Genomic DNA, 14,346 nt, shown 5'->3' on the forward strand with positions numbered 1-14,346 from the left:
CGGATAGCGCCATGGACAAGATCGTGCCGGCAACCACCTATGATGTCGAAGCCATCCGCAGGGATTTCCCGATCCTTGCGGAGAAGGTGCACGGTAAGCCGCTGGTCTATCTGGACAACGGCGCCTCCGCCCAGAAGCCGCAAGCGGTGATCGACGCGATCTCGCATGCCTACAGCCATGAATATGCCAATGTGCATCGCGGCCTTCACTACCTCTCCAATGCGGCCACGGAAGCCTATGAAGCGTCGCGCGAAAAGGTTCGCCGTTTCCTGAACGCACCTTCGGTTGATGATATCGTCTTCACCAAGAATTCCACCGAGGCGATCAACACAGTTGCCTACGGTTGGGGCATGCCCAAGATCGGCGAAGGCGACGAGATCGTGCTGACGATCATGGAGCATCACTCCAATATCGTGCCCTGGCATTTCATTCGCGAGAGACAGGGTGCCAAGCTTGTCTGGGTGCCCGTCGATGACGAAGGCGCCTTCCATATCGAGGATTTCGAAAAGAGCCTGACCGACAAGACCAAGCTCGTCGCCATCACCCATATGTCGAATGCGCTCGGCACCATCGTTCCGGTCAAGGAAGTCTGCCGCATCGCCCATGAGCGCGGCATTCCCGTTCTGATCGACGGTTCGCAGGGTGCCGTGCATCTGCCCGTCGACGTGCAGGATATCGATTGCGACTGGTACGTCATGACCGGTCACAAACTCTATGGCCCGTCGGGCATCGGCGTGCTCTACGGCAAGAAGGACCGGCTGAAGGAGATGCGGCCGTTCCAGGGCGGTGGCGAAATGATCTTCGAAGTGAGCGAGGATATCGTCACCTATAATGATCCGCCACATCGTTTCGAGGCCGGCACGCCGCCGATCGTGCAGGCGATCGGGCTCGGTTATGCGCTCGACTATATGGACAAGATCGGCCGCGAGAATATCGCAGCCCATGAGGCGGATCTGACGGCTTACGCAGAAGAGCGGCTGAAGGCGGTCAATTCGCTGCGCGTCTTCGGCAATGCTCCCGGCAAGGGCGCCATCTTCTCCTTCGAATTGGCCGGTATTCACGCCCATGACGTCTCGATGGTGATCGATCGCCAGGGCGTTGCCGTGCGGGCCGGCACGCATTGCGCCATGCCGCTCTTGAAACGCTTCGGCGTGACCTCCACATGCCGTGCATCCTTCGGCATGTATAATACCCGCGCCGAGGTGGATGCGCTTGCAGATGCGCTCGACTATGCGCGCAAGTTCTTTGCTTGAGGAAGAAGCCATGAGCCTGAATGAAGAGAAGATCGACGTGCGCGAAGGCATCGTGCATTCCAGCATTCCCCAAGAGGAGCTGGCGCGTCTCAGCGACGACGTGATCGGCGCTCTCAAGACCGTCTACGATCCGGAGATTCCGGCTGACATCTTCGAGCTCGGCCTCATCTACAAGATCGATATCGAAGACGACCGGATGGTAAAGATCATGATGACGCTGACCGCACCCGGCTGCCCGGTTGCCGGCGAAATGCCGGGCTGGGTGGAAAATGCCGTCGGCGCTGTCGAAGGCGTTTTGGGCGTCGAGGTTTCAATGACCTTCGATCCGCCGTGGACGCCGGAACGTATGTCCGAGGAGGCGCAGGTCGCAGTTGGCTGGTACTGACCGGCTGGTATTGATCGATTAAGGTGATCACCTTACATTGATTCATGAAGCGCCGGATCTTGACCCCGGTTGTGGAAGGAGATTGAGCCCATGGGCTTTGCAGTAATGAGCATGACGGAAGCCGCCGCAGAGCGCGTGAAGGCGCTCGTCAGCAACGGCGGCCCGGATGCCAAGGGCATTCGCGTCGGCATCAAGAAGGGTGGTTGCGCCGGGATGGAATATACCATCGACATGGTGACGGAGCCCAATGCCAAGGACGACCTGATGGAGCGCGACGGCGCGAAAGTCTGGATTGAGCCATCGGCCGTTCTCTACCTGCTCGGCACCGAACTCGGCTTCGAGACAACGACACTTCGCTCCGGCTTCATTTTCACCAATCCGAACCAGACTTCATCCTGCGGCTGCGGTGAGTCTGTCGAGCTGAAGCCTGCCGATCTGGCAGCGCTGGCCGCGCGCGGCGATGCCGTGGTGCCGGCACAGCACTAACCGCTTTTCGTTGAATATGCCTGATGGCCGCCATAGTTGGCGGCCTTTTGATTTAGACGAGCCTGTCCAAAGACCGACAAGCGACCAAGAAGAAGAAAAGCGGACAATGCTCCTTCTGTTCCTGAAAGGCGCCCTGCTGGGCGTCATCATCACAGCGCCGCTTGGGCCTATCGGAACGCTCTGCATCAACAGAAGTCTCGAGAAGGGCTTCTGGTTCGGCTTTTCCGGCGGGCTGGGGACGGCATTGGGAGACGCGAGTTATGCACTGGTCGCAGTGACGGGGATTGCGGTCTTCTCCGAAACCATGTCGATGGCCACCATTCCGCTGGCACTTGGCGGCGGGCTGATGTTGTTGTGGCTCGGCTTTCGGGGACTGAAGAACAAAGGGAAGATGAAGGCGGCGAAGATCGATGCGGCCGACTTCCTGCACACGACCGTCTCGACCTTTCTGCTGACCATTTCCAATCCGGCGACAATCCTCTCCTTCGGGGCGCTGTTTGCCGGGCTTGGCCTGACCGAGGAGACACGGCGCTTCAGCTCGGCTGCCATCGTGTCGGGCGTTTTCATGGGATCGCTGCTCTGGTGGTTCTGCTTGAGCGGTGCCGTCAGTCTCGCGAGGGAGCGGCTGTCGGCCGATTTCGCGGCCAAGGTCGGCCGCGCGACGAGCTATATGCTGATCGCCTTCGGCGCGGTGGCGCTCGGTTCGGTGGCTTATTCGATCGTTTGAAAAGGTGAGGTGCGATCAGTCGCGCTTGATGCTCATCAGCACGTCCCAGAGATCGGCACCGGTCTCGAAGACCGCGGCATTCGCCTTGTAGCTCTGTTCGGTCTCGATCAGGTCGGTGAGCTCGGTCGCAAAATCCACGCCCTGATCCGTCGCGCTAACGCTTGCCCGAACGCCCGAGGGTTCGACGGACTGAAAGCTGGTGTTCAGGCGGCCATAGCCCGGCGTGCTTGCATTGGCGACGTTGTTGGCGATCGCGCTTGCGCGCGTCGTCTGCGCCAGCATTCCCGAAAGAGCCGTATGCGTGACTGCAGAAATGCTCATCGACCGTTTCCCTGTTTCCGGACCTCCACGGTTTTACCGGCAAGGGTTTAGGGAAAGCTGAACGGTTTCGGTTAGCGAAAGGCGAGGGGGCCTGCGGCGGCTGTACCGGAACGGCACGTATGCCTCATCGACCGGGCCTCATACCTGCAATCAGGATATCGATAAGCTGCCGTGCCGCAACCCGCCAAGCCGGGCCACAGCTGATGCTCGCGCCACCGGCAAGTGCCCGCAGAAGATCGAGCGGGTCCATCGTCAGGCGGATTTCGCCGGCTGATGTAGCGCGGTCGATAAGCAGATGGATGGCGTCGGTGATCGGGGTAACAGAATCAGCATAGAGCTCGGACGTGCCTCCAACAAGCGAATCCAGCAGCTCGGACATGCCGTGTTTCGTCACGACATAATCAACGAACTGCACCAGCCACAGGCGGAGCGCTTCAACAGGTGGATGCGTTTCAGACAGGCTCCTGGCCGCAGCGGCAAGCTGCGTCGTCTCGTTGCGATAGACGGCGGAAACCAGCGCATCGCGCGTCGGAAAGTGGCGATAAAGCGTTCCGATGCCAACGCCGGCTGCGCGGGCAATTTCCTCCAGACTGGCGCCGGAACCCTTGCCGGCAAACACGGTCTTTGCGGTTTCCATCAGCAAAAGACGATTGCGTTCGGCATCCGCACGCGGCTTTCGGACGGTGGACCCGTCACTTTTTCCGGCCATTTCCGAGAAGTCCCCTTGATAAACGGAGGTGCCCTCCGTATTTATCTGGAGGCATCCTCCTTTTATTCCATTAGAGGCCGGTGGGCAATGGTCCACCAGCCCGGAGCGGTGCGTCCATTGATCTAGGAGATAATCATGAGTGGAGTTTTTGGCGCGAAATCGACTACGGATGAGGTGCTCGCCGGCGTCGATCTCAAGGGCAAGCGTGTTCTGGTAACCGGTGTTTCGGCCGGCCTCGGCGTCGAGACCGCGCGGGTACTGGCAGCCCACGGAGCACAGGTGGTGGGGACGGCCCGCGACCTCGAAAAGGCGAGGGCGGCCACGGATGTCGTGCGTGCCGATGCGGCCGATGGCGGCAGCCTTGATATCATCGAGCTCGATCTTGCTTCGCTCGCAAGCGTGCGGGCCTGTGCCGATGCGCTTATCAAGGACGGCCGTCCATTCGATGTCGTCATTGCCAATGCCGGCGTGATGGCGGCCCCCTTCGGCCGTACCGCCGACGGTTTCGAAACGCAGTTCGGCACCAACCATCTCGGCCATTTCGTGCTGGTCAACCGCATCGCACCGCTCGTCAAATCGGGCGGCCGTGTTGTGATCGTTGCATCGTCAGGCCATCGCATGGCGCCCTTCAGCCTCGACGACCTCAATTTCGAGAACAGGGCTTATGAACCCTGGGCGGCCTATGCGCAGTCGAAGACGGCTAACATTCTTTTTGCTGTGGAACTCGACCGGCGTCTCGGCGAGCGCGGCATCCGTGCTGTGGCGCTGCATCCCGGCGGCATCAGCACCGAACTCGGACGTCACCTTGACCCCGGCATGATCGAAGGCATGATGGCGCAGATCAATGCAGCACTCGCCGCCGAGGGCAAGCCGCCCTTCCAGTGGAAGACGATCCCGCAGGGTGCGGCTACCTCCGTCTGGGCAGGTTTCGTCGCTCCGGCTGATGTGGTCGGCGGCAGATATTGCGAGAATTGCCACGTTTCCGAAGTGACGGATGCCGCGATCAGCCCGATTTCCGAAGGCGTGCGTTCCTACGCGCTCGATCTCGAGACGGCCAGGGCATTGTGGGCCAAAAGCGAGGATATGGTCGGCGAGCGCTTCTAAAGCATGTCGCGCCAGGAGCGTCTTTTCCCTATGCCGGATATGACGTTCGCAAACTCGTTGCTATGAGACTGACAAAGGAGAAGGGCGCCCGGTACAGGGGCAGGCAACCCTTCTCCTGCTGGTTTTGCAGTATCCAGCAAAGATGATTACGCAGCGAACCGAAATTGGTTCACCGTTCCCAATGAAAATTCCGAAAAGTCTGGCGGCTTTCTTTCATCGTCGGGAATGCGTCGTCGCGTATTATCCATCTGCGGCTCTCGGCCAACAGCCGCAATTCACGCCTTGATATCGAGGCCCGCTTCGACTGCAGCGGCGATGAATGCCTTGCGCGCATCCTCACCGGTACGCTTGCCCTTGATGACATCGGCGCAGACCAGCAGTGCCTGGTCGAGTGCGGCACCATCTTCCGTCGGCCAGTCCTCGATCATCGCCCAGGAAGCCGCCTGGGTATTGTCGATGGTCTCATATTGGCCGGGCTCTTCGAGGGCGACGAGCACAGGCTTCGACCAGGGCGCCTGCATTCTTGCTTCGCTTTGATCCTGAGACATGGTGTGACCTCCTTCGTGTATTTCTATCAGAATTAGGAAAGCCCCTCCCGTGAAGGAAGGGGCTTTGATTGTCCAGCCCTTTGCTTGCGCTTCGGGCGTCCGGCCTGAGCTTTACTCAGCAGCCTCGGCGTAAGCCTCGACCGGCGGGCAAGTGCAGATCAGGTTGCGATCGCCATAGACGTTGTCGACGCGGTTGACCGGGGACCAGTACTTGTCCACGCGGAAGGCGCCGGGCGGGAAGCAGGCCTGTTCGCGCGAATAGGGGCGATCCCATTCGCCGACGAGGTCTTCCACCGTATGCGGGGCGTTCTTCAGCGGGTTGTTGAGCTTGTCCGAACGTCCCTCTTCGATGTCGCGGGCTTCCTGACGAATCGCCAGCATCGCTTCGCAGAAGCGGTCGAGTTCGGCCTTGGTCTCGGATTCCGTCGGCTCGATCATCAGCGTGCCGGCAACCGGCCAGCTCATGGTCGGCGCGTGGAAGCCGCAGTCGATGAGGCGCTTGGCGACGTCATCGACGGTCACGCCGCAGCTGTCGACCAGCGGACGGGTATCGATAATGCATTCATGCGCCACGCGGCCGGCAGCCGACTTATAGAGCACGTCGTAAGCGCCCTTCAGGCGAGCCGCGATATAGTTGGCGTTGAGGATCGCCACCTTGGTTGCCTGCGTCAGGCCTTCGCCGCCCATCATCAGGCAGTAGCTCCAGGAGATCGGCAGGATGGAGGCCGAACCGAAGGCTGCTGCCGAAACCGCGCCCGAACGACCGTCCGTTTCCGGATGACCCGGCAGGTGGGGCGCCAGATGAGACTTGACGCCGATCGGGCCCATACCGGGACCGCCGCCGCCATGCGGGATGCAGAAGGTCTTGTGCAGGTTGAGGTGCGAGACGTCAGAGCCAATGTCACCGGGACGGGACAGGCCGACCATGGCGTTCATGTTGGCGCCGTCAAGATAGACCTGGCCGCCATGCTGATGCACGAGATCGCAGATTTCCTTGACGGTTTCCTCGAACACGCCGTGCGTCGACGGATAGGTGATCATGCAGCAGGACAGATTGTCCGCATACTGCTCGGCCTTGGCGCGGAAATCGTCGAGGTCGATATCGCCGTTTTCGCGAACCTTGACGACGACCACCTTCATGCCGACCATCTGGGCCGAGGCCGGGTTGGTGCCATGCGCCGAGGTCGGGATAAGGCAGACGTCGCGGTGACCCTGGCTGTTCGCGATGTGGTAATTGCGGATGGTCAGCAAGCCTGCATATTCGCCCTGTGCGCCGGAATTCGGCTGCATGGAGAAAGCGTCGTAGCCGGTGACGGCGCAGAGCTTTTCCGTCAGGTCATCGATCATTTCGCGGTAGCCCAGCGCCTGGTCGGCCGGCACGAAAGGATGGATGTCGGAAAATTCCGGCCAGGTGATCGGCAGCATTTCCGCTGTCGCATTCAGCTTCATCGTGCAGGAGCCGAGCGGGATCATCGAGCGGTCCAACGCCAGATCGCGGTCGGAGAGCCGGCGGATGTAGCGGGTCATTTCGCTCTCGGCGCGGTTCATGTGGAAGATCGGATGCGTCAGGTATTCGCTCGTGCGCAGCAGATCTTTCGGCAGGCGATAGGACGGCTCGAAATCGGCGATCTGGAAATTGCCGCCGAAGGCACGCCAGACAGCCTCAAGCGTTGCCGGACGCGTGCGCTCGTCGAGCGACATGCCGATCTTCGTCTGGCCGACCTTGCGCAGGTTGACGCCTTCGGCGACGGCCGCGCGCAGGATGAGGCCCTGCATGTGGCCGACATCGACGGTGATCGTGTCGAAGAAGGTTTCCGGTTCAACCTTGTAGCCGAGCTTTTCCAGACCCTTGGCCATCAGCACGGCCTTCTGATGGACCTGCTGGGCAATTGCCTTGATGCCCTTCGGGCCGTGGAAGACGGCGTACATCGAGGCCATGACGGCGAGCAGAACCTGCGCGGTGCAGATGTTCGACGTCGCCTTTTCACGGCGGATATGCTGTTCGCGTGTCTGCAGCGACAGGCGGTAGGCGCGGTTGCCGCGGGCATCGACGGACACGCCGACGAGACGGCCGGGCATGGAGCGCTTGATGGCATCCTTGACCGACATGTAGGCGGCATGCGGGCCGCCGTAACCGACCGGAACGCCGAAGCGCTGCGAGGAGCCGATGGCGATATCGGCACCCATTTCACCCGGTGACTTCAGAAGCGTCAGCGACAGGATATCGGCGGCGACGACGGCGATGGCGCCCGTCTGGTGCAAGCGGGAGATCAGGCCGGTGAAATCGCGCACATGACCATGGGTGCCCGGATACTGGAAGATCGCGCCGAAGACATCGACAGGATCGAGATCCTTGAAGGGGTCGCCGACGATGACGCTCCAGCCGAGCGGCTCAGCACGGGTCTTGATCAGCTCGATCGTCTGCGGGTGGCAGTCGGCATCGACGAAGAATGCCTTGGCCTTCGACTTGGAGACGCGTTCGGCCATGGCCATGCCTTCGGCAGCAGCCGTCGCTTCGTCGAGCAACGAAGCGTTGGCGACATCGAGGCCGGTCAGGTCGCAGATCATCGTCTGGTAGTTCAGGAGCGCTTCGAGGCGGCCTTGCGAGATTTCCGGCTGGTATGGCGTGTAAGCCGTGTACCAGGCCGGGTTTTCCAGGATGTTGCGCTGGATGACCGGCGGCGTGATGGTGCCGTAATAGCCCTGGCCGATCAGCGAGGTCAGAACCTTGTTCTTGTTGGCGGTTTCGCGCAGCTTGTCGAGCGCCTCGCGCTCCGTCATCGGTGCGCCCCAGAGGAGCGGCGCCTTCTGGCGGATGGCGGGCGGCACGGTTGCGTCGATCAGCGCATCGAGGCTCTTGTAGCCGATGACGCCGAGCATATCCGACATTTCAGACGGCGAGGGGCCGATATGACGACGGTTGGCGAAGTCATAAGGCTGATAGTCGGTGAACTGGAATTCGGTAGGCGTCGTCATTACGCAGTCAGCTCCTTATAGGCTGCTTCGTCGAGCAGGCCATCGGCATCGGAGAGGTTCTTGAGCTTGAGCTTGAAGAACCAGCCAGACCCTTGAGGATCGGAATTGACGAGCGACGGGTCGGCGACAATGGCCGGATTGACTTCGACGATCTCGCCATCGAGCGGACAATAGACATCCGAAGCAGCCTTGACGGATTCGACTGTCGCAGCATTGCCATCCTTGGAGAAGGTAGCGCCGACTTCAGGCAATTCCACGAAAACGAGGTCGCCGAGCTGCTCGACAGCATAGGTGGTGATGCCAACGGTCGCGACATCGCCTTCGAGCTTCAGCCATTCATGTTCAGCAGTAAATTTCAGCATGGAAAAATCCTCTCGCAATAAGGGTCAGCGTTTGTAGGTCGGCGTGATGAAGGGAAGGGCAGAGACTGTGACGGGCAGGTACTTGCCGCGCACTTCGGCATAGACCTGCGTGCCCGCTGCAGCGTGGGAAACCGGCAGGTAGCCCATGGCGACGGGGCCTTCGACGGAAGGGCCGAAACCACCCGAGGTGACTTCGCCGATCTCGGTCTTGCCTTCGGCATCGGCATAGAGCTTGGCATGGCCGCGCACAGGCGCCTTGCCCTCGGGCTTCAGGCCGACGCGCTTGCGGGAAACGCCATTGTCGAGTTCGCCGAGAATGCGCTCAGCACCGGGGAAACCGCCGGCGCGGGCGCCGCCCGTACGGCGAGCCTTCTGCATTCCCCACTCGATGGCGGCTTCGACAGGCGACGTGGTCGTGTCGATATCGTTGCCATAGAGGCAGAGGCCGGCTTCGAGGCGCAGGCTGTCGCGCGCTCCAAGGCCGATCAGCTCGACATCGGGATGCTCGAGCAACCGGTTGGTGACATCCTCGGCCTTGTCGGCGGGAATGGAGATTTCGAAACCGTCCTCGCCGGAATAGCCCGAGCGCGAGACGAGACAGGAAACGTCGTGCAGGCGGCAGTGGCGTACGTCCATGAATTTCATGGCGGCGACATCGGCCCAGAGTTCGGCGAGCACGTCGACGGCGCGTGGGCCCTGCAGGGCGATCAAGGCGCGGTCGAGGACGGTGATCTCGCAGGTATCGGAGAGATGCTTCTGCAGGTGCGCGAGATCGGCTTCCTTACAGGCAGCGTTGACGACGACGAAGAGGTGGTCGTCGAGATGTGTAATCATCAGGTCGTCGAGGATGCCGCCGTTCTCATCGGTGAAGAAGCCGTAACGCTGGCGTCCCTCGGCGAGGCCGAGGATATCGACGGGCACGAGGCTTTCGAGCGCAAGCGCCGCATCCTCATACGTGCCGGACTTCGCCTTGATGATGACCTGGCCCATGTGAGAGACATCGAAGAGGCCGGCGGCAGTACGGGTCTGCAGATGCTCCTTCATGACGCCGGCAGTATATTGCACCGGCATGTCATAACCTGCGAAGGGCACCATGCGGGCGCCGAGCGACAGGTGCAGCGCGTGAAGCGGGGTTTTCTTAAGGGCAGCAGTATCGTCCAAACGACGCCTCCGGGGTTTGCGCCGGATATTCCGGGCGCGGGCTCAAAACTGAAGGCGCGGTTGCGCCTTGTCTCCTTGAGCCCCCTCTGTCCCTGTGCCTGAGATTGTTATCCCTTCGGCGGGCGTTTCGAGAACGCCTCTCTCCAGAGTTCCGTCTGCCCCTTGTGGTCCTTTTGCCTGAGAGTTTCCGGGGCGGTTGCTCCTTCGGCACCGGCATCACGTACCGGCTTCTCCCAACAAGGTTGCGGCAATTATCCGGGGGCGGCGGGCCTTGGCAAGCGAAATGTCGTAGCTGCACAAATTTTTGTCGCGGCTCAAAGAAGCCGGTTGCGATGCGTGGCAAATGGGCTTTTGCATTTGCGGGCAAAATTGGCTAACGCGACGCAAAGCGAGGAGATATTCGATGAACATTGTCAGGACGTTTGGTTTTACAGCTTTCCTTTGCGCTTGCGGCTTCGCCGGATCAGCACTCGCACAGGATCATCATGACATGAAGGGCATGGATATGGGCAGCATGGGCTCCATGAGCATGTCTACAGGTGGTGACGTGGTGAAGGCTGGCGATCTCGAAGTCTCCGGCGGTTTTGCCAAGGCGATGCTGCCCGGCCAGCCTGTCGGCGGCGGCTTCTTCACCGTGAAGAATAATGGCTCTGCCGATGACCGTCTCGTCTCGGTCACGTCGCCCAATGCCGGCGAGGTGCAGCTTCACGAGATGGCCATGAAAGACAATGTCATGAGGATGCGTGAACTGAAGGACGGAATCGCCATTCCCGCCGGCCAGACCGTCGAGCTTGCGCCCGGCAACCTGCATCTAATGTTCCAGAAGGTGAAGACGCCCTTCAGGCAGGGCGACAAAGTGCCTGTTACCCTGACCTTCGAAAAGGCCGGCAAGGTCGACCTGGTGCTGAACGTGCTGTCGGCACAGGGCAAATAAGCGGTGAAAAACAAAAAAGCCCGCGACAATGCGCGGGCTTTGCTCCTCCCAGCAAAACTTAAATCTCAGACATCCTCATAAGACTGCAGGGCCTGCTGCAAGCCGGCCTGCGGCTGGCGATACCCCTTGGTCATCAGATCGAGCGCAACTTCGGTATTCTGGATGATATTGGTAGATTCTTCCCGATCGTCGCCGCTCGGACTGAGCTGGCGTTCCGCAATCTTGCGAGCTTCGCGCGCGGCCGTGCCCGTCGCCACTCGCTGCGGGATGCGCAGGGAATCGAAAGCGAAGGCAGCGGTGTTCGCGGATATGGAAACAAGCTGTGTCATGCGCCTGTCATACCGGGACGATCTTCGCGTTCGGCTTAAGAAAATCATTCGCATTTTACCGGATGGTAAGAATTCTGCAGATGCGATTGGAATCAGGACGGAATCGCAATAAACCGGGGCATGTTCCAGGCTCTGCTCGTCGCCGTCGGCGGCGCAATCGGTTCACTTCTGAGATATTATGTCGGCCTGGGCTCCCTGCGGCTCATGGGGCCTGGCTTTCCCTGGGGAACGCTTGTCGTGAACGTCGTCGGCTGCTTCATCATCGGTGTCTTTGCCGAGATGATTGCGCGCCGTTTCAACGCATCGGTGGAGCTGCGTCTCCTGCTGATCACGGGCTTCCTCGGCGGCTTCACCACGTTCTCCGCCTTCTCGCTGGATGCGATCTCCCTCTTCGAGCGCGGCGAGGTTTTTGCCGGCGGCATCTATATCGCAGCAAGCGTCGGGCTTTCGATGATGGCCGTCATGGCCGGCCTCGGCCTGATGCGCGTACTGCTCTGATTTCGATTCCGATTTCCGTTTTGTGAAAAATGCTCTAAAGGCAGCGGCAAGAGAGGCGCCGGCTTCGATCGCGCCCGTATTTTCCGAAAGATATCCATGGCAGGCATAGAACACATCAAGGTGGAGCCCGATGAAGCGGGCATGCGGCTCGACCGCTGGTTCAAGATCCATTATCCGGGGCTTGGCTTCGGCCCACTGCAGAAGCTGCTGCGCTCCGGCCAGGTGCGCGTCGACGGCGGCCGCGTCAAATCGGATGCCCGTGTGCAGCCCGGCCAGATGGTGCGCATCCCGCCGCTCGATGTCGATGCCAAGCTGAAGGGGCCGATCGCCGGCAAGGATCTCAAGCATTCGAGCGATTTCGAGCTTTTATCCCGCATGGTGCTACATGAGGACGAGAAGGTCATCGTCCTCAACAAGCCGCCAGGGCTTGCGGTGCAGGGCGGCTCGGGTGTTGCAAGACATATCGACCAGATGCTCGAAGCCTGGACCAGCCCGAAGGGCGAGAAGCCGCGCCTCGTGCATCGCCTCGACCGCGATACATCAGGCGTGCTCGTCATTGCCCGCACGCGGGGTGCTGCCCAGAAGCTGACCGCCGCCTTCCGCGAACGCGACACCAAGAAGACCTACTGGGCGCTGGTCAAGGGTGTACCGCGCAAGCACGAGGACAGAATCTCGACCTGGCTCGTCAAGGAGCCGACGGCCGACGGCGACCGCATGCGCATCGCCAAGCACGGCGAAGACGGCGCCGATCATGCGATTTCCTTCTACCGCGTGCTGGAGACGGCGGCGCAGAATCTCGCATGGCTGGAGATGGAACCCTATACGGGGCGTACTCACCAGTTGCGCGTCCATGCGCTGCATATCGGCCATCCGATCATCGGCGATCCGAAATATTTCGACGACGATATAAACTGGCCTTTCCCCGGAGGCATCCAGAAGAAGCTGCATCTGCACGCACGCCATATCGATATCCCGCATCCCGCCGGCGGGCGCCTGCGCGTCAGCGCACCGCTGCCGCCGCATATGGTGCAGACCTGGAACCTTCTCGGTCTCGACCTTGCCGGCGCTGAGAGAGACGACGAATGAAACTCGCGCTTTTTGATTGCGACGGCACGCTGGTCGACAGCGCCGGGCTGATCCACGAAACCATGCGCCGCACCTTCGAAAAATTCGGCAAGGCAGAGCCGCGCTTTGAGGATACCAAGGCGATTATCGGCCTGTCGCTGGATATCGCCATTGCCCGCATGCAGGGCAAGCAGCATGTCGAGCAGCAAGACATCGACATGACGGCGCATTACAAATCGCTGTTCTCGGTGGTGCGGCAGGATCTCGACTACCGGGAGCCGCTGTTTGCCGGCATTCGAGAGATGATCGATGCGATCAGTGGGCGCGAGGATCTGCTGATCGGCGCCGTCACCGGCAAGTCCCGGCGCGGGCTAAAGCTTGTGGCGGAAACGCATGGTTTCAACTTCATCGTATCGCGCACCGCCGACGATTGCCCCTCCAAGCCGCATCCGGCCATGGTGAGCGAATGCTGCGATGAAACCGGCATCGTTGCCGCCGACACCATTGTCATCGGTGATGCGATTTACGATATGCAGATGGCAAAGGCTGCCGGCGCCAAGGCGATCGGTGTTGCCTGGGGCTATGCCAGCGTGGATGAACTGATCGCCAATGGCGCCGATGCGATCGCCTATCATCCGAATGAGATTTTGCGCCATTTTTCCTGAGGTGAGCCCATGCGCGACCTGCTGAACGACCTTTCCGAAGACCTGAGCCATCCCGATCCGATCCGCCGTGCGCAGATCCAGATGAAGAAGCCGCTGCCGAAGCGCTTCTATCAGGCGGTTTCCACTGCACCACACGAAGATGGTTTCGCGATCGAGCTGGACGGCAAACTCGTGCGCACGCCGGCCCGCCAGATACTGGCAGTGCCGAGCGAAGCGCTGGCAAAGCTCGTCGCTGCCGAATGGGACGCACAGAGTGAGGTCATCGATCCCTCGCTGATGCCGATGACGCGTCTTGTCAACACGGCGATCGACGGCGTTGCGACCGACACGCAGGCCGTCTTCGAGGATATTCTGCGCTTTTCATCGAGCGACCTGCTCTGCTACCGCGCCGACGACCCGCAAAAGCTGGTCGAGCGACAGACGGAGCGCTGGGATCCGGTGCTCGACTGGGCAGCCGCCGAATTCGGTGCGCGCTTCATCCTCGTCGAAGGTGTGATGCATCACGAGCAGCCGCGCGAGGCGATCGCCGCCTTCGGTTCGGCGCTGCGCCGGCATGACAGCGCACTCACGCTCGCCGCTCTCCACACGATGACGACGCTAACCGGTTCGGCGCTTCTGGCGCTTGCGATTGCCGAAGAGCGGATCACGCCAGACGAAGCCTGGTCGCTCGCCCATCTCGATGAGGACTGGACCATCGAGCATTGGGGAAGCGACGAAGAAGCCGAGCAGCGCAGGGCCAAGCGTTTCGAGGATTTCAAGGCCGCAACGGATGTTTTTTTCGCGCTAAGGGCCTGAATCATATTGCCTTGACGGGCTTTATGAC

The 14,346-nt window shown here is 60.8% G+C and carries 16 protein-coding genes, 1 pseudogene and 1 riboswitch; of the genes and pseudogenes, 10 read left to right on the forward strand and 7 right to left on the reverse strand.

What is annotated here, in order from left to right:
- The first annotated feature begins 11 nt into the window (after positions 1 to 11).
- The 4 genes from AC1DNW_RS32395 to AC1DNW_RS32410 all read left to right on the forward strand — a co-directional run bounded on the left by AC1DNW_RS32395 (position 12) and on the right by AC1DNW_RS32410 (position 2,851).
- Positions 12 to 1,253 (forward strand): cysteine desulfurase, encoded by a 1,242-nt coding sequence (locus AC1DNW_RS32395; RefSeq protein ID WP_113310648.1) that lies wholly within the window; start codon positions 12 to 14, stop codon positions 1,251 to 1,253.
- Positions 1,254 to 1,263: 10 nt separating this feature from the next.
- Positions 1,264 to 1,638, forward strand: a complete 375-nt coding sequence (locus tag AC1DNW_RS32400) for an SUF system Fe-S cluster assembly protein (protein ID WP_113310647.1) — start codon at positions 1,264 to 1,266, stop codon at positions 1,636 to 1,638.
- A 90-nt stretch (positions 1,639 to 1,728) separates the two neighbouring features.
- Positions 1,729 to 2,124 (forward strand): Fe-S cluster assembly scaffold SufA, encoded by a 396-nt coding sequence (gene sufA / locus AC1DNW_RS32405; RefSeq protein WP_113310646.1) that lies wholly within the window; start codon positions 1,729 to 1,731, stop codon positions 2,122 to 2,124.
- 106 nt (positions 2,125 to 2,230) lie between these two features.
- Positions 2,231 to 2,851: a LysE family transporter gene (locus AC1DNW_RS32410; protein WP_113310645.1), complete on the forward strand. Its 621-nt coding sequence runs from the start codon at positions 2,231 to 2,233 to the stop codon at positions 2,849 to 2,851.
- 15 nt (positions 2,852 to 2,866) lie between these two features.
- Here AC1DNW_RS32410 and AC1DNW_RS32415 read toward each other — a convergent pair whose 3' ends face one another.
- Both AC1DNW_RS32415 and AC1DNW_RS32420 read right to left on the reverse strand, forming a co-directional pair.
- Entirely contained in the window at positions 2,867 to 3,172 is a 306-nt protein-coding gene (locus AC1DNW_RS32415; protein ID WP_113310644.1) for a flagellar basal body protein, read from the reverse strand.
- Positions 3,173 to 3,296: 124 nt separating this feature from the next.
- Positions 3,297 to 3,881 carry a TetR/AcrR family transcriptional regulator gene (locus tag AC1DNW_RS32420; protein WP_113310643.1) on the reverse strand — a complete coding sequence of 195 codons (585 nt, stop codon included), beginning with the start codon at positions 3,879 to 3,881 and terminating at the stop codon, positions 3,297 to 3,299.
- Between the two features lie 135 nt (positions 3,882 to 4,016).
- On the opposite strand from AC1DNW_RS32420, the gene AC1DNW_RS32425 reads away from it, so the two are divergent.
- Entirely contained in the window at positions 4,017 to 4,985 is a 969-nt protein-coding gene (locus tag AC1DNW_RS32425) for an SDR family NAD(P)-dependent oxidoreductase (RefSeq protein WP_113310642.1), read from the forward strand.
- Positions 4,986 to 5,260: 275 nt separating this feature from the next.
- Here AC1DNW_RS32425 and AC1DNW_RS32430 read toward each other — a convergent pair whose 3' ends face one another.
- The 4 genes from AC1DNW_RS32430 to gcvT all read right to left on the reverse strand — a co-directional run bounded on the left by AC1DNW_RS32430 (position 5,261) and on the right by gcvT (position 10,032).
- Positions 5,261 to 5,506 carry a DUF982 domain-containing protein gene (locus tag AC1DNW_RS32430; RefSeq protein WP_477836044.1) on the reverse strand — a complete coding sequence of 82 codons (246 nt, stop codon included), beginning with the start codon at positions 5,504 to 5,506 and terminating at the stop codon, positions 5,261 to 5,263.
- Positions 5,507 to 5,644: 138 nt separating this feature from the next.
- Positions 5,645 to 8,509 carry an aminomethyl-transferring glycine dehydrogenase gene (gene gcvP / locus AC1DNW_RS32435; protein ID WP_113310641.1) on the reverse strand — a complete coding sequence of 955 codons (2,865 nt, stop codon included), beginning with the start codon at positions 8,507 to 8,509 and terminating at the stop codon, positions 5,645 to 5,647.
- Complete coding sequence (gene gcvH, locus AC1DNW_RS32440) at positions 8,509 to 8,871, reverse strand: glycine cleavage system protein GcvH (protein WP_113310640.1); 363 nt, start codon at positions 8,869 to 8,871, stop codon at positions 8,509 to 8,511. Before gcvH ends, gcvP begins: the two co-directional genes overlap by 1 nt.
- Before the next feature lie 24 nt (positions 8,872 to 8,895).
- Positions 8,896 to 10,032, reverse strand: coding sequence for a glycine cleavage system aminomethyltransferase GcvT (gene gcvT, locus AC1DNW_RS32445; RefSeq protein ID WP_113310639.1), 1,137 nt, complete (start codon positions 10,030 to 10,032; stop codon positions 8,896 to 8,898).
- A gap of 155 nt (positions 10,033 to 10,187) precedes the next feature.
- Positions 10,188 to 10,279, reverse strand: a riboswitch (glycine riboswitch).
- A gap of 231 nt (positions 10,280 to 10,510) precedes the next feature.
- On the opposite strand from gcvT, the pseudogene AC1DNW_RS32450 reads away from it, so the two are divergent.
- Positions 10,511 to 10,966 (forward strand): annotated as a pseudogene (locus AC1DNW_RS32450) (copper chaperone PCu(A)C); the annotation flags it as partial.
- A gap of 65 nt (positions 10,967 to 11,031) precedes the next feature.
- Here AC1DNW_RS32450 and AC1DNW_RS32455 read toward each other — a convergent pair.
- Positions 11,032 to 11,295 (reverse strand): hypothetical protein, encoded by a 264-nt coding sequence (locus AC1DNW_RS32455; RefSeq protein ID WP_113310638.1) that lies wholly within the window; start codon positions 11,293 to 11,295, stop codon positions 11,032 to 11,034.
- 120 nt (positions 11,296 to 11,415) lie between these two features.
- Here AC1DNW_RS32455 and crcB point away from each other — a divergent pair, with 120 nt between their 5' ends.
- The 4 genes from crcB to AC1DNW_RS32475 all read left to right on the forward strand — a co-directional run bounded on the left by crcB (position 11,416) and on the right by AC1DNW_RS32475 (position 14,318).
- Positions 11,416 to 11,793, forward strand: coding sequence for a fluoride efflux transporter CrcB (gene crcB, locus AC1DNW_RS32460; protein WP_113310637.1), 378 nt, complete (start codon positions 11,416 to 11,418; stop codon positions 11,791 to 11,793).
- Positions 11,794 to 11,889: 96 nt separating this feature from the next.
- Positions 11,890 to 12,879: an RluA family pseudouridine synthase gene (locus tag AC1DNW_RS32465; protein WP_113299397.1), complete on the forward strand. Its 990-nt coding sequence runs from the start codon at positions 11,890 to 11,892 to the stop codon at positions 12,877 to 12,879.
- Positions 12,876 to 13,523: an HAD-IA family hydrolase gene (locus AC1DNW_RS32470; RefSeq protein ID WP_113310636.1), complete on the forward strand. Its 648-nt coding sequence runs from the start codon at positions 12,876 to 12,878 to the stop codon at positions 13,521 to 13,523. Before AC1DNW_RS32465 ends, AC1DNW_RS32470 begins: the two co-directional genes overlap by 4 nt.
- Before the next feature lie 9 nt (positions 13,524 to 13,532).
- Positions 13,533 to 14,318, forward strand: coding sequence for an ATP12 family chaperone protein (locus tag AC1DNW_RS32475; RefSeq protein ID WP_113310635.1), 786 nt, complete (start codon positions 13,533 to 13,535; stop codon positions 14,316 to 14,318).
- The last annotated feature ends 28 nt before the right edge of the window (positions 14,319 to 14,346 follow it).

The organism is Rhizobium sp. 05L429, assembly GCF_056397645.1.